23 protein-coding genes and 1 tRNA gene are annotated in these 22,324 nt (G+C 31.0%); 17 read left to right on the top strand and 7 right to left on the bottom strand.

The annotated features are described in order from the left end of the window. The first annotated feature begins 35 nt into the window (after positions 1-35). The 3 genes from RVY88_RS05295 to RVY88_RS05285 are packed head-to-tail and all read left to right on the top strand — an operon-like array spanning position 36 to position 1,701. Positions 36-455, top strand: coding sequence for a hypothetical protein (locus RVY88_RS05295; protein ID WP_002848503.1), 420 nt, complete (start codon positions 36-38; stop codon positions 453-455). Next, entirely contained in the window at positions 452-757 is a 306-nt protein-coding gene (fliN, locus tag RVY88_RS05290; RefSeq protein ID WP_002848505.1) for a flagellar motor switch protein FliN, read from the top strand. Before RVY88_RS05295 ends, fliN begins: the two co-directional genes overlap by 4 nt. Beyond that, positions 754-1,701, top strand: a complete 948-nt coding sequence (locus RVY88_RS05285; protein WP_011731786.1) for a hypothetical protein — start codon at positions 754-756, stop codon at positions 1,699-1,701. The genes fliN and RVY88_RS05285 overlap by 4 nt, the downstream gene beginning before the upstream one ends. 39 nt (positions 1,702-1,740) lie before the next feature. Here RVY88_RS05285 and RVY88_RS05280 read toward each other — a convergent pair whose 3' ends face one another. The 6 genes from RVY88_RS05280 to RVY88_RS05255 form a co-directional block, all read right to left on the bottom strand. After that, positions 1,741-2,310 (bottom strand): hypothetical protein, encoded by a 570-nt coding sequence (locus tag RVY88_RS05280; RefSeq protein WP_002848509.1) that lies wholly within the window; start codon positions 2,308-2,310, stop codon positions 1,741-1,743. Between the two features lie 25 nt (positions 2,311-2,335). Then, entirely contained in the window at positions 2,336-3,001 is a 666-nt protein-coding gene (gene modB / locus RVY88_RS05275) for a molybdate ABC transporter permease subunit (RefSeq protein WP_002848512.1), read from the bottom strand. Further along, positions 2,998-3,849, bottom strand: coding sequence for an ABC transporter ATP-binding protein (locus RVY88_RS05270; protein WP_042960078.1), 852 nt, complete (start codon positions 3,847-3,849; stop codon positions 2,998-3,000). The genes modB and RVY88_RS05270 overlap by 4 nt, the downstream gene beginning before the upstream one ends. Further along, on the bottom strand, positions 3,846-4,220 hold the full coding sequence (locus RVY88_RS05265) for a hypothetical protein (protein WP_010400138.1): 375 nt from the start codon (positions 4,218-4,220) through the stop codon (positions 3,846-3,848). Before RVY88_RS05265 ends, RVY88_RS05270 begins: the two co-directional genes overlap by 4 nt. After that, entirely contained in the window at positions 4,220-4,960 is a 741-nt protein-coding gene (modA, locus tag RVY88_RS05260; protein WP_002848517.1) for a molybdate ABC transporter substrate-binding protein, read from the bottom strand. The genes RVY88_RS05265 and modA overlap by 1 nt, the downstream gene beginning before the upstream one ends. Positions 4,961-5,103: 143 nt before the next feature. Continuing rightward, on the bottom strand, positions 5,104-5,895 hold the full coding sequence (locus RVY88_RS05255) for a TOBE domain-containing protein (protein ID WP_002848519.1): 792 nt from the start codon (positions 5,893-5,895) through the stop codon (positions 5,104-5,106). Between the two features lie 163 nt (positions 5,896-6,058). On the opposite strand from RVY88_RS05255, the gene RVY88_RS05250 reads away from it, so the two are divergent. Genes RVY88_RS05250 through RVY88_RS05240 form a run of 3 tightly spaced genes read left to right on the top strand, consistent with a single transcriptional unit; the run spans position 6,059 to position 9,839 of the window. Next, on the top strand, positions 6,059-6,772 hold the full coding sequence (locus RVY88_RS05250; RefSeq protein ID WP_162167101.1) for a VacJ family lipoprotein: 714 nt from the start codon (positions 6,059-6,061) through the stop codon (positions 6,770-6,772). A 2-nt stretch (positions 6,773-6,774) separates the two neighbouring features. Next, complete coding sequence (locus RVY88_RS05245) at positions 6,775-7,374, top strand: ABC transporter substrate-binding protein (RefSeq protein ID WP_162167102.1); 600 nt, start codon at positions 6,775-6,777, stop codon at positions 7,372-7,374. Then, positions 7,374-9,839 (top strand): efflux RND transporter permease subunit, encoded by a 2,466-nt coding sequence (locus RVY88_RS05240; protein ID WP_147542849.1) that lies wholly within the window; start codon positions 7,374-7,376, stop codon positions 9,837-9,839. Before RVY88_RS05245 ends, RVY88_RS05240 begins: the two co-directional genes overlap by 1 nt. Here the strand turns inward: RVY88_RS05240 and RVY88_RS05235 are convergent. Next, positions 9,812-10,387, bottom strand: coding sequence for a BON domain-containing protein (locus RVY88_RS05235; RefSeq protein WP_002848534.1), 576 nt, complete (start codon positions 10,385-10,387; stop codon positions 9,812-9,814). The two genes, RVY88_RS05240 and RVY88_RS05235, sit on opposite strands and share 28 nt — an antisense overlap. Positions 10,388-10,515: 128 nt before the next feature. Here RVY88_RS05235 and RVY88_RS05230 point away from each other — a divergent pair. From RVY88_RS05230 to RVY88_RS05180, 11 genes are all read left to right on the top strand, one after another. After that, a tRNA-Sec gene (locus tag RVY88_RS05230) sits at positions 10,516-10,613 on the top strand. A 33-nt stretch (positions 10,614-10,646) separates the two neighbouring features. Continuing rightward, on the top strand, positions 10,647-14,774 hold the full coding sequence (locus tag RVY88_RS05225) for a PAS domain S-box protein (protein WP_162167103.1): 4,128 nt from the start codon (positions 10,647-10,649) through the stop codon (positions 14,772-14,774). A 2-nt stretch (positions 14,775-14,776) separates the two neighbouring features. Further along, positions 14,777-15,628 (top strand): ATP phosphoribosyltransferase regulatory subunit, encoded by an 852-nt coding sequence (locus RVY88_RS05220; protein ID WP_002848535.1) that lies wholly within the window; start codon positions 14,777-14,779, stop codon positions 15,626-15,628. A gap of 10 nt (positions 15,629-15,638) precedes the next feature. Beyond that, complete coding sequence (locus RVY88_RS05215; RefSeq protein ID WP_002848536.1) at positions 15,639-16,889, top strand: adenylosuccinate synthase; 1,251 nt, start codon at positions 15,639-15,641, stop codon at positions 16,887-16,889. Continuing rightward, on the top strand, positions 16,886-17,311 hold the full coding sequence (locus tag RVY88_RS05210) for a flagellar export protein FliJ (protein WP_002848538.1): 426 nt from the start codon (positions 16,886-16,888) through the stop codon (positions 17,309-17,311). Before RVY88_RS05215 ends, RVY88_RS05210 begins: the two co-directional genes overlap by 4 nt. Then, entirely contained in the window at positions 17,308-17,841 is a 534-nt protein-coding gene (locus RVY88_RS05205; protein ID WP_002848540.1) for a MotE family protein, read from the top strand. The genes RVY88_RS05210 and RVY88_RS05205 overlap by 4 nt, the downstream gene beginning before the upstream one ends. A gap of 126 nt (positions 17,842-17,967) precedes the next feature. Next, positions 17,968-18,519, top strand: coding sequence for a DUF507 family protein (locus RVY88_RS05200; RefSeq protein WP_162167104.1), 552 nt, complete (start codon positions 17,968-17,970; stop codon positions 18,517-18,519). Then, a complete protein-coding gene (carA, locus tag RVY88_RS05195; protein ID WP_002848544.1) occupies positions 18,519-19,637 on the top strand; it encodes a glutamine-hydrolyzing carbamoyl-phosphate synthase small subunit in 1,119 nt (372 codons plus the stop codon). The genes RVY88_RS05200 and carA overlap by 1 nt, the downstream gene beginning before the upstream one ends. Next, on the top strand, positions 19,637-20,302 hold the full coding sequence (locus RVY88_RS05190; protein ID WP_162167105.1) for a sulfite exporter TauE/SafE family protein: 666 nt from the start codon (positions 19,637-19,639) through the stop codon (positions 20,300-20,302). Before carA ends, RVY88_RS05190 begins: the two co-directional genes overlap by 1 nt. Further along, entirely contained in the window at positions 20,299-21,537 is a 1,239-nt protein-coding gene (locus RVY88_RS05185; protein ID WP_011731792.1) for a PAS domain-containing sensor histidine kinase, read from the top strand. Before RVY88_RS05190 ends, RVY88_RS05185 begins: the two co-directional genes overlap by 4 nt. Further along, positions 21,530-22,210 carry a response regulator transcription factor gene (locus tag RVY88_RS05180; protein WP_002848548.1) on the top strand — a complete coding sequence of 227 codons (681 nt, stop codon included), beginning with the start codon at positions 21,530-21,532 and terminating at the stop codon, positions 22,208-22,210. Before RVY88_RS05185 ends, RVY88_RS05180 begins: the two co-directional genes overlap by 8 nt. Positions 22,211-22,324: the final 114 nt, after the last annotated feature.

The following is a 22,324-nucleotide window of genomic DNA, read 5'->3' as shown; positions in this document are numbered from 1 at the left end:
TAGTATAATAACTAAAAAAGCTAAGGAGTAAGGTTATGATGAGTGCTGTGTGCTATGCTACTAAGCATTTTTGCACTGATACTTTGGGGTTTGAGCTAAAAGATGGAAGTAAGCTTGGCAAAGATGTTTATGGTGCTAGTATTCCTGTGTATAAAGATAATGAAGAGTATCAATTTTTCTTATATTTTAAAAGAGATACATTGAAGTATTTTGCAAAAGTTTTATTAAACGTATCTGATGAGAAGCATGTTGATTTAGGTGATCTTTCAAGAGAAGTTGCAAATCAAATAATAGGTTATGCAAAAAATTTATTAAATGATAGACATGATGGAAAATATAAATTAGGTACTCCGGAGTTTTTAGGTAAAGTTGAATCCTTTCCGGTAAAACTAGCAGAGTCGAAACTTTTTAAAATGAAAAATAGAACATTTAAAATAGGCTATAAAAAAGCATGAGCGATGAAGAACTAAGCCCAAACGGACTCTTTCACGGATATGACGAACTCCTTGATATAGGAGTTGAGTTTATAAGTGAGCTAGGAACTACGTCTATAACCGTAAAAGAGCTTTTAAAGCTCGAAGTAGGATCGGTTATAGACTTAGAAAAACCAGCCGGAGAGAGTGTGGAGCTATATATCAATAATAGGATTTTTGGCAAGGGCGAAGTTATGGTTTATGAGAAGAATTTAGCTATACGTATAAATGAGATTCTTGATTCAAAATCCGTAATTCAATACTTTAAAAGAGAGTTGTTATGAGATTTATAATTCTGTTATTTGCTACTTTACCGTTATTTGGTGTGAATTTATTAACTTATAATATATATGAAAGAGGCGATCGAGTAGATATAATGCTCAGTTTCGATTCTCCTTATGACGGTAGTATTAAACAGCAAGTAGCAGGAGATAAAACTAGTCTTATGCTGAGTGATTTAAATGTTGAAGAGCAGATAGATAAGAGTATAAACTCATCAATTTTGCAAAATATTTTTATATCATCGCCTAATAAGCTCTCAACGCTAGTTGAATTAAAATCAAATTTGCCTATAGCTATAACAGCTTCTAAAACCCCGGATAAATTTGGTCTTAGAATCAGAGTTGCAAATATCAAAACAAATCAAAATCAAGCAGCTATACCATCAAATATACAGACAAAAGACAATACCGTAGTTTCTGCCGATATCGACTCAAGATATATTTCCGTGATAGTTGTTTTACTTATACTATTTTTCATATCTTTTATCATAAAAAAGAGATTAGCGAAACCGAAAAATGATATTTTATTTACTATAGGAGATAATATAGATAAAAAGCCGATTCAGCCAAGTGAGCCAAAAGAGCCCATAAAGCAAGATATCAATAGAAATTCCGCGTTTAGTGTTTCTGATCCTTCACCAACAAAGACCGAGGAGATAAAAACTCCGTCATGGGAGCTAAAAACAGATGATGGCGGCGTAGAAGTTATATATGAAAAAAGTATTGATAATACAAATAAAGTTGCTCTTTTAAGCTATGAAAATAGAAAATACTTAGTTTTAGTCGGCAGTTCAAATGTTCTTTTGGATAAATTTGGAGAAGATAAAATACGAGACAAAGAGGACTTTGAAGTATTTTTTGAAGAAAATAGACAAAAACTCGGTAGATATCTAGAAGATAGAAAAAATTCTCTTAGTAGCTATAAAGACATGATGAGCAAAGAGTAATTTTTAAGATGCTAAAACAGATATTTTAAAATACTAAATTCAATATCCGTTTAGAATTTCTGCTATCTTTTTAGCGATATTTTCGTTGAAATTCAAAATAGTTCTATCTCTATCAAAATTTATCGGTGATTTTTCACTTTGGATGTTTAAATTCGTTTGGTATGAACTACCGTTTTTGATATTTATAAAAAGCGATACTTGTGAGTCATAAAAGTACTCCGTATCAAAGTAGTCATCATCAAAACTATGCAAATACGAAAATCCTATCCCGCGACTCATAAAATGTCTTCCCATTCCAAAATTACTTCCTATAAAGAAATTTGAATTTGGTTTTACGGAACTATTTTTTCTAAAGTAGTTGATATTTGCTTTTATATGTATGTTCGAGTTGTTTAAATCTGATATTTCATAGCCGTTTTTAACCAATTCAAATTTTATAATATCAGTTAGATTTCCCTCTGAGTTTCTAGTTTGTATATTTACTTTTTTTTCCGATAGTTTATCTGTTATAAATAGAGGCGAGCTAGTCGACACGTATACGTTTTGTACGCTATTAGCACAACCTATGATGGAAAAAAGTATAATTATAAAAAATGGAATTTTTTTCATCCAAATCCTTTTTTTGTTAATTATACTATTTTTTTGCTATTTTATGGTTAATATAATACACCAAAAACAGCACTGTAAAGCTGATAGCTAGCATCACTCCTGAGTATATATGAGCCAAATCGTAGTCCAAAAGTTCAACAGCGTCATAAATCGCAATACTTGCAACTTTAGTTTCGCCGCCTATACTTCCGCCTATCATCAAAACAACGCCGAATTCGCCTAAAGTGTGAGCGAAACTTACTATAAAAGCTGTTAGCAAAGACGGTTTTATATTTGGCATAGCTACATAAATTAAAGTTTTAAATTTGCTCTTTCCAAGGGAGTAACTAGCTTCTATAAGCGAGTTCGGCATAGATTTAAATCCTGCTAAAAGAGGCTGAAACATAAACGGGAGAGAGTATACGCAACTTGCTATGATAAGTCCAGTGAAGTTAAAAACAAGTCTGACGTCAAAATTTGCTTCAAGAAATTTGCCTAAAAACGAGTATGGAGATAGAAAAATTAACATATAAAATCCAAGAACCGACGGTGGAAGTACTAAAGGAAGCGATATGACTGCTTCAACCATCGGTTTGGCTTTAAATTCAGTTCTTGCGATTATGTAAGCAAGTGGAAGAGAAAAGGTAAAAAGTATTAAACTTGAGATAAGAGCTAACTTAAAAGATAGTAAAAACGGTGTCCAATCTATCATTTTATACCTTTTACCGATATTTTAAATGCTTTTGCACTTAGAGTTACTATATCGCCCGTTTTTAAATTTAAAACTTCATTTTTGGTAAGAACTACTTCGCTTATTTGATTTGCGCATTCTGCTATAACAACATAGATCGTATCTCGTTTTTGAATTTCTAGTATTTTTGCGTGAAAACTAAACTTTTGCGAGCCAGATGGTTTTAAGAAAATCTCTGATGGCGTGCCTATATTTATCATCTTTCCATTGTTTAGCTCATATACTACATTTGCTAATTTATAAATTTCGCCTACATCATGACTTACTAAAATTATAGTCATACCAAAGTTTTCATGTATTTTTAGGAGATAATCTTGCAATTTTTGTCTTATTTCATTATCCAAAGCCGAAAGCGGCTCGTCGAGTAACAAAATATCCGGTTTTCTCATCAAAGCTCTAGCAAGCGCAACGCGCTGTTTTTGACCGCCTGAAAGCGCATTGATGCTTGAGTTTTTGTGTTCATCGAGCCCTGCTAAGTTTAAAAGTTCATTGGCAAGTTTTTTGTCATTATTTGCAAATAAAAGATTTTTTATCACGCTCATATTTGGAAATAATGCGTAGTCTTGAAATAGATAACCGATATTTCTCTTTTGCGGTTCTAAATAGTAGTTTTTATCACAATATACTAAAGATCCGTTTTTTATATATCCGTTGTCTGGTTTTAAAAATCCTGCTATAATTCTTAAAATAGTAGTTTTACCGCTTCCACTTTTACCGTAAAAAGCTACAAAATCTCCCTTTTTTATCTGAAAATTTACATCAAGATGAAAACTGTCGCTAAGAGATTTTTGACAAGAGATATCTATCATAAAATTTCACTTATATAAAGAGATGTTTCATTCAAACAAGCCCAAATTTCCTCTCCTATTTTAAACTCGTTTATCAAATTTGAGCTTAATACGGTTTCAAAGATAAATCCATTTGAGTTCAAATTTATTGTAGATATTATTTCACCTGCATTGATATTTGTTATGGAGACACAAAAGTTATTTCTAGTGCTAATTTGTTTGTGAGAAGATAGTGCTATATCGCTATTTTTAAAACCGAGCAATACTTTTGAGCCTATTTTGATATCATCTTGCAGCTCAAGTCCGAGCATAAATAGCTCACCAACTTGCGATGAAAATTTTATTTCACACACTTGATGAGCTATTTTTATCTCTCTAACGACTGCTTGCATTAAAATTCATAGCCGTATTTTGCAAATATTTCTTTACCTTTTTCCCCTAAGATAAAGTCGTAAAAATCTTTAGCAAGTTTATTTTTCTCGCCGTTTTTTAATATTACTATACCTTGATCTATTGTTGTATAAAGTTTGCTATCTACTAAATTAAACTCTTTTCCTTCTTTATACTCAGCCATTTTTGGGCTGTACATAGCGCTAGCTGCTACAAAACCTATATCGCCAGCTTTTAAAGTTTGACTTAGAGCTTCGCCTATACTTCCTGCTTCTACTATTTTATCTTTTATAGCGTCATAAATTCCCGCATTTTTAAAAGCCTCTATACTAGCAGCCCCATAAGGTGCAGTTTTTGGATTTGCTATCACTATAGTTTTGATTTTTGGATCTTTTAAGACTTCTAAACCTTTTGTCACATCAAATCCGCGTACTGAGAGCATAGCAACTTTACCTTTTGCATATATAACAGCGTCATTTAGTGCAAAGCCATCTTTATAAAGCGTGTTTGCATAGTTCATATCTGCTGACATAAATAGTTCAAACGGAGCTCCGTTTTTTATCTGAGCAACTAGCTTTCCGCTAGATCCTAAACTTACGTTCAAATTCGCATCCGGATAAAGTTTTTTAAACTCTTTTTTTATATCTTCAAAAGCGTATGTTGTGTTTGCAGCTGCAGCCACGTTTAACTCACTTGCAAAACCGACTATGACAAAAGCGACGATGAGCAGTAATTTTTTCATCCATTCTCCTTGATATTTAAAATTTATATGCAAAATTATATCATAAAATAGTATTTTTTAGCATATAAATTATATATTTATATTTAATTTTAAATGATTGTTTTTTTAAGTTTAGAGATTAGCGGAGATATCTCCGCTATGTTTTAAGCTCCTATTAAAATATTACTAGCTTTGATAAATACTAAAATATCATCACCTACATTGATTCTCATATCTTGAGCAGATTCATTTGTTATTATAGCTGTGATTTTTTGTTGATCGTTTATTTCTATAGTAATTTCCGCATTTACTGCTCCGAGCTTCGCCTCTGTAACTTTACCTTTGATCTTGTTTGCAGCTGATATCTTTATATCTTTTTCTCCATCTTGTTTTCCAAGTACTACGCTAGGGGCTTTAAATATAAAAAGAACCTCTTTTCCTACTTTTAGTCCAAGATCTTTTTCACTCTCTACTGTTATAGTTGCTCTTAGTTTGTTTCCATTGCTAAGTTTGGCGGTTATTTCTGAATTTACCGCGCCTGTTTTTATATCTGTTATCTCAACTAAAAGTTGATTTCTAGCACTTAATTTCATATTCATCCTTTGTAGGTTGTTGATTATATCTTCATTTATATCTTCATTTTTACAAATTTCATCTAGGAAAATTTTTTGAGCTTTTAGTATAACTTCATAAGTTTTTATAAGCTTTTTAGCGTAATCGCTAAGCTCGCTACCGCTATTTTTTCTATTTCCGTTTACTCTTACTATTAATGGAAATTTAGAACGATTATTTAAAAAATCAAGCGAGTCCCATGCATTTTTATATGATATATCTTCAGCTTGAGCAGCTTTAGTAATACTTTTTGTTTTTTCTATGGCTTTAAGCAGCCTTATATGTTTTTCTAGTATAGCCGTGTCGCTGTTTAAGAATAATTCTAAGCTAACATCTGCTTTCATTTCTTTACCTTTTTATAAAATTGCTTTTTGGTATTTTATACTTATTTAGCAAATGGCTTGTAAATTAAAATGACCTAAATTTTGCGCATAAAGTTATTTTATTAAAACTAAAGGTTGATTTATATAAAATTGTTCCCACTATTGTGGTATAAATTGGAGTTTTATGAGATTTCTTATGGCGGTTTTGCTGTTTTTTCATATATATTGGGCTAATGATATACAGATGGATTCATTTGAAGATGAGTTCAAAAGCCCTAGTTCTATTGATCCTCTAAGTGGATATAATAGAGCTATGACGAATTTCAATGATATGATTTATAAAAATATTTTTATTCCTACGTTTAAAGGTTATGATTTTATTATTCCAAATGAGGCTCAAATGGCGATCAGTAACTTTTTTGATAATATACTTTATCCGCTTAGATTTGTAAATAATATTTTGCAATTTAAATTTAAAAATGCCGGTGAAGAGACTCTTGGGTTTATAGCTAATACCATAGTTGGATTTGGCGGTATAAGCGACGCGGCAACTAATGTTTATGGTTTAGCCAAACATGATGAGGATTTTGGTCAGACTCTTGGATATTGGGGAGTTGGAAGCGGTTTTCCTGTTGTCTTACCTATCTTTGGTCAATCAAATCTTAGAGATATGTTTGGTTTGGTAGGAGATTGTTACGCTAGTCCGATAACATATATGAACGTATGGTGGGCAAAAGATAGTAAATTTATAAATTTCGCCGCATTCACATTCCAAAAAGTAAATGAAGGTTCAAAAGATCCGGAACTTTATGAGAGAATTATAAAAGATGCGATAGATCTTTATCCATTTATCAAAAATACATATGAGCAAAGACGAGATGCTCTTATAAAGGAATGAATTTGAGAAAATTTATATTTTTAAATTTAATATTTTTTAGTTTAGGATTTAGTTTAGAGCTTTCACAGATAGAGCCGGTTATGAGAGAAGATCTTAAAAAAGCAGTTTTAGTTATGCAAAATAAGGCGATATCTGAAGCCGATAAACCAAAAAAGATGTTCGAGCTATTTGATTGGTATTTTGACTATGATCTTATGGCAAAACTCGCACTTTCAAAACAGTATAAAACTCTTGATAAAGAACAACAAATTCAGTTTAAAAACGTGTTTGAAAAAAAGCTCAAGCAGTCTTTTACGGATAAACTTGCTTATTATACCGATCAAGTTATAGAGATACAAAGTACTACTATGCCAAATAAAAATAGATTTTTTGTGAATTCGATTATCGTAAATGAAGCAGATAAATATAACATAGTTTTTAAATTTCACCGTGCTAGCGGCGATAATTTTTTGATTTATGATGTTGATATATTGGGTGTTAGTATTATTCAAACTTATAGATCTCAATTTGAAGATTTAAGTCAAAATGTAAGCTTTGATGATATTTTAAAACGTTTAGAGGTTACTAGTTTGTTAGATAACAATGAAACCAAAGCCAAATAATGAAAAAAGCCTTTAAAACAGTTGTTGCTTTTCCAAAAACTGTTTTAACATTAAGCATTATTATCTGTCTGTTTTTCGGATATTTTACAACGAAACTTGAAATAGACGCTTCAACTCAGACTCTGCTTTTGGAAAACGATCGCGAACTTTTTGTTTATAGAGAAGTTTCAAAGAGATATGAAACGCCTAATTTTTTAGTTGCCGCTTATACTCCAAATAATGATCTTTTATCGGATAAAACTCTTGAAAAAATAAAAATAATATCCGACGAACTAGAAAAAATTAATGGTGTAATTAGCGTTTTTTCTATACTAAATGCACCTCTTTTGCAAAATAGCAATGTCCCTTTAAGTGATCTTATAAAACATATTCCAAATTTAATGGATAAAGATATAAATAAAACTGCAGCTAAAAATGAATTTTTAACTAGCGCACTTTATAAAAATAGTCTAGTAAGCAGCGATTTTAGTACGACTGCAATTGTTATAAATTTAAAAACAAATGAAAAATATAATGAATATATACAAAAAAAGGATTTTTTAAATTTAAAAGATAAAAACGGTACTATAAATAAATATGAAAAGCAAGAACTCCTAAATTTAAATAAAGAATTTAAAATTTATAGAGATGAACTTCGCGAAAAAGAGCATGAAAATATAGAGAATATAAAGAGCGTTCTACGCAAATATAGCGGCGATGAGAAGCTGTTTTTAGGCGGTATAAATATGATAGCTGATGATATGGTAGGATATGTTAAAAACGATCTTATCACATACGGTATTAGTGTGCTGCTTTTGTTGATATTTTGTTTGTGGTTATTTTTTAGGCAAATTAGATTTATAATTATACCTGTTTTAGTATGTTTTTTAAGCGTAGTTTCGGCGAGCGGTATTTTTGGATTTTTTGGCTATGAAATAACAGTTATCAGCTCAAACTATGTTGCTTTGCAGCTTATAATTACTATTTCTGTAGTTATACATCTGATAGTCGCGTATAGAGAACTCTATTTATTGCATCCAAAATATACTCAAATACAGCTAATTTATCTTACTTTGCAATCTCGCGCAAATCCTTGTTTTTTCGCTATTTTTACAACCGTTATCGGATTTTTTTCTCTTTGTTTGAGCGATATCAAGCCTATTATTATGCTTGGCGCGATGATGAGTTTTGGCATAAGTGTATCATTGATAATATCGTTTGTAGTTTTTGGAAGTCTTCTCGCTCTTCTGGATAAAAAAGAGCCTAAAAGAAGTTTTGAAAATAGTTTTAAGCTTACTATTTGGTGTGCTCAAGCTGCGATTAATTATAGAAAAACAATATATTTAGTTAGTTTTGTCATTGTTATGGTCGGAATTTACGGAATTGCTCAATTAAGAGTAGAAAATAGTTTTATAGGATATTTCAAGCAAAATACCGAAATTTACAGAGGTATGGAGGTTATAGATAAAAAACTCGGTGGAACAGTTCCTCTTGATATAACAATTAAATTTAAAGATAGTTCCGCTTTAAATTCGGATCATCAAAATGATATTTTAGATGATTTTGAAAGCGAGTTTAATGCTAAAGTAGGTGATCCTGAATACTGGTTTTCAAGCTATAAAATGGATATAGTGAAAAAGGTTACTAAATTTTTAGAAGATAGAAATTTTATAGGAAACGTAAGCTCTTTAGGCACTCTTTTAGAAGTCGGCAAAAACTTAAACGGCGGTAAAGAGTTAGATTCTCTTAGCTTGGCGATTTTATACAATGGGTTGCCCGATGAGTATAAAAAAGTTTTATTAACTCCATTTGTGAGCATAGAAGATAATGAAGTTCATTTTGTGATTAGAACTATTGATAGTGATGAGAATTTAAGGCGGGACGAGTTTATAAAAAGCTTGAAAAAAGATCTTGAAATTTTGCTTGCTAATGATGAAGTGAGCGCTAATGTTAGCGGCGTTATGGTGCTTTATAATAATATGCTTCAAAATTTATTTTCTTCTCAAGTAGATACGTTTGTTTTTGTCGTTTTAGCTCTTTTTATCGTATTTGTTTTTATATTTAAGAGTATAAAACTATCTATTATCGGTATTGTTTCAAATTTAGTTCCGCTTTGTATGGTTTTTGGAGTTATGGGTATAGCAAATATTCCGCTTGATATAATGAGTATCACGATAGCTGCTATTAGCTTAGGAATCGGTGTTGATGATATAATCCATTATATCCATAGATACAAGATCGAGATAAGAACAAAAGATAAAATAGAAGCCATAAAATCAAGTCATGCTAGCATAGGGTATGCTATGTACTATACCTCATTTGCCGTATTTTTAGGATTTAGCGTGATGAGTTTTAGTAACTTTTGGCCTACGATATACTTTGGAGTTTTAACAGATCTTGTTATGGTGATGATGCTTTTGGGTGCTTTAGTATTGCTTCCAGCGCTTATACTATCATTTCATTCTAAAACTATCAAAAAAGAGTAAATTTCTCTGACGTTTTTTGTATGCATAGCATACCAAATAGCTCTTTTTTCTTGTTCTATTTTATCTACTACTCCACTAAAAACTACATCGCATTGAACTACGCTTACGCCTATGTTTGTTCCATTTATAAGACTATCTGAAAATAGCTCTTTTTTAAGCTGAGCTAAAATCGCAATTTCATCAGATGAGCTGCACCCTCTATCGCTTTTTAATCTTATATATGTTTTTATCTTTCTGACGCCGCTACTGTTTTTTGCGATATCTACTAATTCTAATTTTTGCTCAACATTATCTACTTCGCCTATAAGCAGAACTTCTCCCCAAAATGACTCTACATCTATATCGAAATTGCTAAGATTTTTTGTGCTTGCTATTTTGGCTTGAATTTTTGTTTTGATGACTTTATCTCTTATAATGGAGTAAATTCCCCTCTCGTCTTGCGAAACGCTATAAACATTATAAATCGTGTTGGCGTTCATACCTGTGCCTATTGTTGTTAGACATCCGCTAAACATTAAAGCTAAGAAAATTAGGAATATATATTTCATGATAATTAGTTTAGTATTATAATTTTTATTTCATTCTATCTAAAATGAGCTTAAAAAATTACATATCGGATATATTCAACTCAAATTTATAAAAATTTTGCTAAAATCTTAACTTAGCTTATCTTGTTGGAGAGTAAAACGACCTGGTGGCGTTCTGTGACTTCAAATCATGTGGCGGGGCGGTTGACCGTTTCGCGGGGTGTTCGATTCACTCACTCTCTCGCCAAATTTTACAAATTATTTGTAGGTAAGGTTTTTTATGTTCGTGGACAAGGGCGACGTATCGCTTTCTTCTGGGCTTTTGAAAAGAGCCTACCTAATATTTATCTTATGCGTAGGATCTATAGTCTGCTTTTTATCTTTTATAATATTCGTTGAACTCTATAAATTAGAAGACGGATTAAAAAGATCAAATTCTTATCATATGATGAGAGTTATGAGTAAGCTTGAGACTATACACTCTGAGTTAGCATATCTTTTAGAAGATAATATCAGCGATGAAGAGTTTTATGAAACTATCACAGATAATGATATCTTAGATGGTATATTTTTAACGGATAACAACTTTACCATTATAAAATCATATTCGAAATTTCAAAACGATCTTAGCTCATTAAAACTATTTAATTATAAAGATCATTTTAACAAATATGGATTTTTTATATCTAAATTTATATATTTAGAGCCTGATCATCCGAATATATTTATTATTTTGCCTTATGTTAATGGAGTAAATTTAGTTGGTATGCTTGACGCTTCAAAGCTTGCCTCATTTGCTCTTTTAGATGATGCAAACAAGTATTCGTATATGATGGATTCTGAGGGTTTTATAGTTTTAGATTCCATAGGTAGCAATATATACGATACGTTTAACATAGATTATGATTGGAAAAATAGCCAAAAGATGCATCTTTCGGTTGATTATTCTACAAAACAACTTAGTTTTTATTCAGTAGAGTTTAACAAAGGTTTAAATTTAGCCATCATATCAAAAGAGCCATTTTTCGATATATTTAACTCGTATTTAGTAGTAATCGCAGTAGCTATCATACTGTTGGTATTTGCTTGTTTGGTTTTGATAGATAATATAATATTTTTAAAGCGAAATGTTATATCTCCTATTAGCAAGCTAAAAAGTCTTTTGTCTGGATTAGAAATAGGCGAAATCGATGTTAATAAATTTAAATCAAATAAAGATTTTGACGACATTTGCTATGAAATATTAAATTTATACACAAGTCAAGTTATAGCAAAAAATGATCTTAGAGATTATAAAGAACAGTATGCTTTGATATTTCAAAAAAGCTCTATAAAAATACTATTTGTAGATGCAAAAAATGGGCAGATTATAGAAGCGAGCGAGTCTGCTATAGAGTTTTACGGTTATGATAAAGATATGCTTCTTACTATGAATGTATTTGATTTACAAGCAACTAGTTTGTATGATTATTCTTATAGCAAATTAGCAGATATGAATGACGATGAAAATATCTACTGTTCTCACAGACTAGCAAACGGCGATCTAAAAATAGTTCAGATAAAAATCACTCCGGTAAGCTCTTATTTAAATGATTTTTATTTTATGATTATTTGGGACGCAACCGAAAATCAAAAAATGATAGAAAATTTAAATAAAGAGAAACATCTATTGCTCTCAAGCCCTATATTAATAGCTACTTTTAAAGTAGATGAAAACTGGAAAATAATTCAAATTTCTAATAACGTATCTGATATATTAGGATATAACATCGAAGATATTTTATTTAAAAATTTTAGTTTTAGAAGTACAATTCATAAAGAAGATATAGCAAATTTAATTGTAGATATAAAACATAGAATGAAGCTTATAGATACGCCTTACGAGACGGATAATGAGCTTGATAGGCTTTGTCGTATAAAGCTTTCAAACGGCAATTACGACTGGTTTAAAGTATTTATCAAGATATCAAAAGATGCAAACGGCGATATGTTTGTTACTGTGTTTATGTTTAATAGTACAAATCAAAAGCTTACAGAAGATATATTTAAAGATAAGATAAATAAGTACCAAAATCTACTTTGGGCTACTTCTGGAATGTCTTTTGAATATGATATTAAAAAGCGTGTATATACATTTTCAAATAGCTTTATAAATTTACTAGGATATCGAAATAGTGATGATCTAGGAGTTATTAACTCTGAAAATATATCAAAAATAGTATATAAAAGCGATTTAGATAAAGTAGTTTTAGCGTGGGATAACTATCTAAAAGGACTTAGTCCAAGCATAAATACCGAGATCAGATGTATAGCTAAAGATGGAAGATATATTTGGGTATGCATAAAAGCAAAAACCGCGACATCTAATCTTGATGGAACTCCAAATTTGATATCTGGAATGCTTGAAGATATCACCATCAAAAAAGAGTCTGAAGCACAGTTGCAGCTCATAGCTAGTGTATTTTCTTACTCTAGAGAAGGCATTATGATAACTGATCTAAACGGTTTGATATTAGATGTAAATGACGCTTTTGTTCAAATCACTGGATACGGCAAAGAAGAAGTAAGAGGCAAATATCCAAATATGCTAAAATCAGATCGTCATAATAATAAATTCTATGCTAAAATATGGGCAGATATAAAGCAAAGCGGTTTTTGGCGCGGTGAAATTTGGAATAAAAGAAAAAACGGTCAAATATATCCAGAAATTCTAACTATAAGTGCAGTCAAAAATCAGCTTGATGAAGTTCAGCATTATGTTGCTATATTTTATGATATTACGTATATTAAAGAGAATGAAACAAGATTAGAAAAAATAGCTCATTATGATTCTCTTACAAAGCTTCCAAATAGATTTTTATTATTAGAAAAACTTGCTATAGCTATGAATAACGTTAAAGAGAACGGCAAAAAAATAGCTGTTATATATCTGGATTTAGACGGATTTAAAAAAGCAAATGATACTTATGGGCATAATTGCGGAGATGGGCTTTTAGTAGCTATATCTAGTCGTATGCAAGGTATTATATCAAATGGCGATAATTTGATAGCGCGTTTTGGAGGAGATGAGTTTGTAGCTCTCATTAATGATGTAAGCGATGAGAATGCTCTTATTAAGATCTTAGACGATATGCTTTTAGCCGCTCGTGATAAAACGGTTATCAATAGCAACAAAATTCAAGTAAGCACAAGCATAGGCGTAGCATTTTATGATAGACATAGTGATATATCTATGGAAGATCTATTAAAAAGAGCAGATTGGGCGATGTATCATGCTAAGTTATCTGGTAAAAATAGATATTATATATTTGATGAAAATAGAGATGAAATTTTTAACCAGTATAATGAGAGTTTATTATCTAAAGATAAATTTGATTCCGATGAGTTTTTCTTGATGTACCAACCAGTAGTCAATATAAAAGATGCGAAAATCACAAGTTTTGAAGTTCTTCTTAGATGGAAACATCCGCAAAAAGGTATAATGCTTCCTGTGGATTTCTTGCATATATTTAGCGATAAAGTCTGGTTTGATGAACTTACTATATGGATTATTATAAATGCTCTTAGAGATTCTGAAGATATTTTTAATAAAGGGATAAAATTAAGTATTAATATACCGTTTGAACAGCTAAACGACGAGATCTTTTTTGCTAAATTTAAAGATCTTTATAAAAATAGCGATTTAAGATTTGATATGCTTGAAATAGAGATAACAGACGCTATGTCGGTAAAAGATATTGAAAACGAGATATTAAATTTAGTAATATATGAAGATCTAGGTATAAAGTTTGTATTTGATGATTTTGGGTCAAGCTTATCACTTGCTAACACTATGAAAACTGCTCCTACAAATACATATAAAATAAATAAAAAATATGCTCTTGAGCTGCTTGATAGAGCAGATAATGTAGATATGTTGCAGACTATATTAAATATATGTAGCGCGTTTAAAAAACGTGCTATAATTAAAGGTGTAGAAAATGAGTATATCTACAACATAGTTGCAAATATAGGCTTTGTAGAGCTACAAGGCAATTTTATAAGCAAACCGATATTTAAAGATGATATATCAGATATGATAAATACAATTTATATTAAACGAGTTTTTAATCCAAATTTAGAAAAGATACCGCTTTATAAATTTATCATATATCAAATAAATGCTATTAAGCAGATTATAATATCTATAGAAAATTATAACACTTCTATATTTGATTACTCTACTTATAGAAAAGTATATGACGAGTTTGATAGGCTAAAAGAAGTGCCGGAATCCTGCAAAGAAGCAGATAAACTTATAACTTTGGTATTTAGTAGTAATTTTATAAACAAAGAGGAGATAGCGTATTTGCTAAATGAGTTAGAACATAAAAAATTAAATATTTTAAACACCATAATCGGAGAATAAATTTGAATTATACAAATAAGATTATTTATGAACATGAAATTCCAGACGGCTCAAAGTTGTATTTTGGAAATAGTGCTAAATTAAAAAGAGATATAGAAAACAGGGCTAGTGTGATTTTAGAAAAGTATGGATTTAGTGAGATTATAACTCCGTATTTTAGTTATCATCAGCATTTAAGCGTAGCACCTCAAAAGCTATTAAGATTTTCAGATAGTACAAATCACGAGATAAGTTTAAGGGCCGATAGCACGGTAGATGTAGTAAGAATAGCTACAAAAAGACTCAAAGATATGAGTACGAAAAAATGGTTTTATATCCAGCCTGTTTTTAAGTATCCTAGTAGTGAAATTTATCAAATCGGAGCCGAAATTTTAGATTCTAATGATTTATTAAAATGTATAAATATAGCCGCAGAACTATTTGACGAGCTTCACATAAAGCCTCATTTACAAATCAGCAATATAGAAATTCCGAAAATAATATGCAAACTTCTGGATTTGCCAATTAGCGTATTTGAAAACGGAAGACTTGAGTTGATTTTGAATCAAAATTTAAACTGGTTAAATAGATTAGCAAATATAAAAAACGATAAAGATATCGATGAGGTTATAAAAATAGTTCCATCTGAGCTAAGAGAGCCTTTAAATTCGATAAAAGATTTGGCTAGCGGATATGAAAATAGAGTGTATGCACCGCTCTATTATTCTAAAATGAGATATTATGATAAGCTATTTTTTAGGTTTTTATGCGATAATTATATTTTAAGTGGCGGCGGCAGCTATGAGATAGATGGCAAAGTTTCTGTTGGTTTTGCTATTTTTAGTGACGCTTTGATAGAAAATTTAAGTAAATAAAGGACTTTTTATGACAAAGGCGGATTTGATTGTTGGAATACAATGGGGAGATGAAGGCAAGGGCAAAATAGTAGATATGCTTTCACAAAATTATGACGTAGTATGTAGAAGCGGTGGAGGACATAATGCAGGACATACTATATGGGTTGATGGTATGAGATACGCTTTACACTTAGTTCCAAGCGGAATTTTACATAAAAATATTATAAATATTATAGGAAACGGTGTCGTTGTAAATCCTGAAGTTTTGATTAGCGAGATGGCTCAGTTTGATCATTTAGAAGGTAGATTTTTTATAAGCGATAGAGCACATCTAAACCTAGCTCATCACTCATTAATAGATCAAGCCAAAGAGAGACTAAAAGGTGATAAAGCTATAGGTACTACTGGTAAAGGTATAGGACCTGCATATTCAGACAAAATCAGCAGAAGCGGACATAGAGTAGGTGAGCTTTTAGATCCAAAAGCACTTTGTGAGAGTCTTATGAAAGATTTTGAATCAAATAAACCGTATTTTGACGCTCTTAGTATAGAAATACCTCCTAAAGACAAAATTTTAGCTGATTTGGTTAGATTTAAAGATGTTTTAGCTCCTTTTATCACAAATACAACCGAGCTTTTATGGAGAGCTATGGATGATAATAAAAAAGTTTTGCTTGAAGGAGCGCAAGGAACTCTTCTTGATATAGATCACGGAACATATCCATACGTGACTAGCTCAAATACCGTATCTGCAGGGGCTTGCACCGGTTTGGGCCTTAGTCCAAAAAGCATAGGCAAAGTTATCGGTATCATAAAGGCATATTCAACTAGAGTCGGAAATGGTGCTTTCCCTACCGAAGATCTTGGCAGTGATGGTGAAAATCTATGCGAGATAGGTAAAGAGTTTGGTACTACAACAGGTAGAAAAAGACGTTGCGGCTGGCTTGATGTTGTCGGTATAAAATACTCTTCAAGGCTAAATGGAGTAGATACTTACGCTTTGATGAAGCTTGATGTTTTAGATGGATTTAAAAATGTTAAAATTTGTAAAGCATATGAGTATAAAGGCGAAGTTATAGATTATTTTCCTTCAGATCTCCAAAATGCAACTCCTATTTATGAGGAATTAGAAGGTTGGGATAGTATAAATGGCATCAAAAAATATGAGGATTTACCTTTGAATGCTAGAAAGTATATAGAGAGAATAGAAGAATTAACCGGTGTAAAAATCGGATTTATATCAACAAGTCCAGAGAGAAATGATACTATCGTAAGATGAATAACAAATTTACGCAAGTAGTAAAAGTAAAAGAAGAAAACGTTAATAAAATAGAGCTAAGCCTTGCTAAATGCAGGGCTTTAGACAAAGAGCTAAAAAAGTCTATGGGCGCCATTATAGATGAGTTAAATTTGCATAGATTCCCACGTGGCGGTAGTTCTGCGGATATAAAGATAAATCTAGAAGAGCAGAAGCTTTTGAGAGAACAAAAAGAGAGAATAAAAGAGAAAATAATCTTAAATCAAAAAGAGATCGTTCATTACGAATTTCAACATAAAAAAGCATATATAGAGTTAGAAAAGATGAAATATTTAGAAAAAGAAGAAACCGCAAAAGAGATAGCTAAGATAAAAAAACAAGAAGCAAAAGATCTTGATGAAATTGCCGTTCAAAGATACTCTTTTATGAAAGACGCAAAATGAAATTTGCCTTAGTTTTCTGTTTTTTATTTGTAAGTTTAAATTTAATAGCCGCAGATGACTGGGATGCTATATATGAAGCTAAAAAAGCTGAGATAACACGCGAGTTTGAACGCATAGACAGTGCAAGACAAGAGTTAGAAGCTTACAGAGCCGCTACAAAATCCTTGTTTGATAAAAGAGAGGCTGAAATTTCAAAAAAAGAGCTTGATGTAAATAGAACGCTAGATGAAATTTCAAAAAAAGAGGAAAATATAAAAAATATGCTTGCAAAAAATGAAAAAATTTTAGAGGAGTTGAAAACAATGACTTCCGATAAAGTTTTAGAAGTATATGCAAAAATGAAAGATTCTCCTGCTGCAAATATTATAAGCTCACTTCCTAGAGACGAAGCAGCTAAAATACTTTATGCGCTTGAGCCAAAAAAAATATCGTCTATACTCTCAAAAATGGATCCGGCGACAGCGGCGGAACTTACCGAAATTCTAAAAAAAGACGATCTATTTACGGACAATAATAGTTCTGTTAAATGAACTTTAACTTTTAAATTTATAAAAAAATATACAAAAATTCATATAGCTTTGAGTAATGTCACATACCTTTAACTAACTTTTACGTTTTTTTAGATAAAATTGTTACAAAATAATGAAAGGCTGTTTATGCGAATCAAATTACCACACGCACCTTATATAGCAAGAAAAGTTGGATTAGACCTTTTTAATTGTGGTTTTGTTAGTTTTAAAAGCGGCATCGAGCCAGTTGCCAGCGTAGTACAAAGCATATTGGAAAATGATATTAATAAAGAAAGAGCACTTGAAGATAAAGTAAAAGAGGTGCTAGATCAAAATGAAAACGAGATGGATTTTATGCAAGTTGATAGAAAAAATATGTTTTGGCTTATAAAGAAAAAACTTGCAAAGGATTTTGGCGTAATTTTATCTTACGAGGATAGATATAGTAGCGTTTCTCATGAAATTTTAGAGCTTTTATGGAAAAAAGATCTCATAGACTATAGCGTATCTGATAACCGTGTTAAAAACATAATTTATGGCGCAATAGAAAATTATTTAAAATCATATGAAGATATAGAAGATATTGTATTAGACAGGCTTGCAAATTACAAAAGAAAGCTCATTGCTGGTACCGATGAGTATGATTTGATATTTGAAAAGCTTTATGAAGAAGAGCTACACAAAAAAGGAATGATATAATGAAAGCTTATGTTTATATAGAAAATGGAGTTTATTTAGAAGCAAAAGCGTTCGGAAAAGGCGGAAGTGCTTTTGGCGAGCTTGTATTTAATACCTCTTTAACAGGTTATGAAGAGATAATAACCGATCCTAGCTACGCCGGACAATTTATAATTTTTACTATGCCAGAAATAGGTATAGTGGGAGTAAATGAAAATGATGAAGAGAGTGCAAAAATCCACGCTAGTGGAGTTTTTATGCGTAATTTTAATCAAACCCCAAGTAATTTTAGAAGTGAAAAAAGCTTAGAGAAATTTTTTTATGATCAAGGTAAATTTGGAATTTATGATTTAGATACAAGATATCTTACAAAAATGTTAAGAGACAGTGGAAATTTAAGAGCTTTTGTATCGACTGAGATAAGCGATAAAGAGATTTTAAAACATGAATTAGAAAATAGTGCGCGTATAGACGAGATAAACTATGTTAGTATAGTAAGTACTAAAAAGCCATATATTCACTCTAAAAACTCATGGAAACATCAAAAACAAAGCTATGGAAATTTGAGTTCTATCGGTAAAAAAGTTGCGGTCATAGATTATGGCGTAAAAAGAAATATTTTAAATGAATTGTGTGAAGCGGGACTTGAGGTAGAAGTTTATCCGCATAATGTTAAAGCTGATTTTTTGATAGACAAATTTAAAAAAGGCGAGATAAATGGAGTATTTCTAAGCAATGGTCCAGGCGAGCCAAAAATGCTTGTAAATGAGATAGGCGAGATAAAAAAACTTATAGCCGCAGATCTTCCTATTTTCGGAATTTGTCTTGGACATCAATTACTTTCAAATGCTTATGGGTATGAGACTTATAAGCTTAAATTCGGACAACACGGCGCAAATCATCCGGTTTTAAATTTAGAAACAAAAAGTATAGAGATAACTGCTCAAAATCATAATTATAATGTTCCTGAAACCATAAGTGAAGTAGCAACTGTTACTCATAGAAATCTTTTTGACAACACTATAGAAGGTGTTAGATATAACGGCGGTAAAGTATTTTCGGTGCAACACCATCCAGAAGCCAGTAGTGGTCCTAACGAGAGCAAATATATATTTAAAAACTTTATTGAAATACTATAATGGATATAAGTACGGTATTTAGCATTATCAGCATTGCTCTTATGTTTAGTATATCGCACTGTATAGGAATGTGCGGCGGATTTGTAATGGCATATAATGCTAAATTATCAAATAAAACCAGAAAAGAGATAGTTTTTCTTAGTATCAGTTATCATTTAAGTAGAGTTTTTGCTTATGTTTGCTTGGGGATTTTTTTTGGTTTTTTTGGTTCTATCGTGATATTAAATTTAAAAACCAAAGGATTTGTGTTTTTTATCGTCGGTGTTTTTCTAGTTATTTTATCTATAGCTTTGATAAAGCGCGGAAAGCTGTTAGCTTTTATAGAAAATGATAAAATAGGAAATTTAATAATGCGTTTTTTTAAAAAGTTTAGCAAAAGAAATGACGCTCTGTCTTTCATGATATTAGGTTTTTTAAATGGTTTATTGCCTTGTGGGGTTGTTTATTATTTTTTGGCGTTATCTCTTAGTAGCGGAAGTATTTTTAACGGTTTTCTTGTGATGTTTATATTTGGTCTTAGTACTCTACCTGTTATGTTGATTTTTAGCGGTACGGTTGGTCTTGTAAGTGCTAAATTCAAACACACAATGACAATAGCTACTTCTGTTATCATAGCGATTTATGGTGTATATTTATCATATTTAGGATTTATGGCTATAAAATGATTGATTTAAGTGAAAGATTAAAACAGTATCAAGCTGCTATCGATACAAGTAATATCGTTTCTAAAACAGATATTGAGGGTTACATTACTTTTGTAAATGACGAATTCTGTAAAATCAGCGGCTATACAAGGGAAGAGCTTATCGGAAAACCTCATAGTATAGTCCGCCATCCAGATGTTCCAAGCGAAAATTTTAAAATTCTTTGGGAAACGATCTTAGCAAAAAAAGTCCATAGAGCCATAGTAAAAAATAAAGCTAAAGACGGCAGCGCATTTTATCTAAATACAACTATTATTCCTATACTAGATGAGAAAGGAAATATAGAAGAGTTTGTTGCTATACGTCATAACGTAACTGAGGTCGTTCTCCTCAATGAGAGACTTTTAAAAACACAAAACGAATTGACGGATTTAAACTCGTTACTAGAGCAAAAAGTAGCAGAACAGACCAAAAAACTCATAGATCTAAATAAAAATCTCGAACAAAGAGTTCTTCAAGAAGTAGCAAAAAATGAGGAAAAAACCAAGCTTATGTTTCAGCAAAGCCGACTTGCAAATATGGGTGAAATGCTAGCAAATATAGCTCATCAGTGGAGACAACCGTTAAATGAGTTGAGTATAGATTTATTTAGATTAAAGCAAGCCGTAAATACTCCTAATAGCGAATTTTTAGATATATATGATCACTCAAAAACAGTTATAAAAGGTATGAGTAACACTATAGAAGATTTTCGTAATTTTTTTAATTCTAATACTAAAAAAGAGAGTTTTTTAGTTTCTAGCGCAGTAGAAGACGCTGCCATAATGCTTCAAAGAACGCTTGAAAAAGATGGTATAAAACTTGATTTTAGCTATGATAAGAATATTTTTTTAACCGGATATAAAAATGAACTTGCTCAAGTTTTTGTAAATCTTTTTACAAATGCTAGAGATGCTTTTAGAGAGATAAATATAGATAATAAATTGATAAAAGTTTCAGTAAAACAGAGCAAAGGCTTTGTGATATTAAAAATACAAGATAATGCTGGAGGTATAAAAGAAGATATTAAAGATAAAATTTTTGAGCCGTACTTTACTACAAAGCATCCTATAGTAGGAACTGGGCTTGGGCTTTATATGAACAAAAAGATTATAGAAAAATTTAATGGCGATATAAGTGTGCATAACGTTAAATTTGGAACTTGTTTTGAGATAAAAATACCGACTTTAGTAGAAAAAGGAGATAATGATGAGTGATATATTAAAGAGTCTTACGGTTCTATTTGTAGAAGACGAAGACAAGATAAGAACTAGTATGGGCAGTGCTATGGAGGGAATTTTTGCAAAAGTCATCCTAGCTGGCAACGGAGATGAAGGACTTAAGAAATTCAAAAAATTTAATCCAGATGTTATAGTAACCGATATTTCTATGCCTATAATGGACGGTCTTGATATGTCAAAAGAGATTAGAGATATATCAAAAGATACTCCTATAGTGATTTTAAGTGCATTTAGTGAAAAAGAAAAACTACTAAAAGCTATAGAAATCGGCATAGATAAATACATAATAAAACCTATAGATATGGAAGAGTTGTTTGAAGCTATATCAGTTTTGGCTCAAGATAAGATCAGCACTACAAATATAGTAGAAATAGGCGGTGGTTATTCATTTAATAAGACAAAAAGAGTTTTAGTAAGAAATCAAGAAGAGATAGCTCTTACAAAAAAAGAGTTGGCATTTATCTCTATTTTAGTAAAAAGATTGGGTACATTAGTGCTTCATGAGGAGATAAAAAATAGTGTTTGGGTTGGAGAAAAGGTGAGTGACGCTGCGATTAGAACGTTTATAAAACGTATCCGTGATAAAGTAGGAGCAAATTTAATAAAAAATATTCCGGGACTCGGATATAAAATAGAAACAAATTTGTAAAAAATTTATAAGGTAAAAGTGCGCTTTTAAGGGTAATTATAGAGTTATAATTTATACAAAATTAATCTTTTTAAGAAAATTTATATTTTATTTACCTTATAATTGCAAAGTTAT

Source organism: Campylobacter sp. TJR-1 (assembly GCF_032840035.1).
GTDB lineage: Bacteria > Campylobacterota > Campylobacteria > Campylobacterales > Campylobacteraceae > Campylobacter > Campylobacter fetus.
The sequence above is the reverse complement of the archived record's forward strand: the minus strand, read 5'-3'. Positions and strand labels throughout refer to the sequence as shown.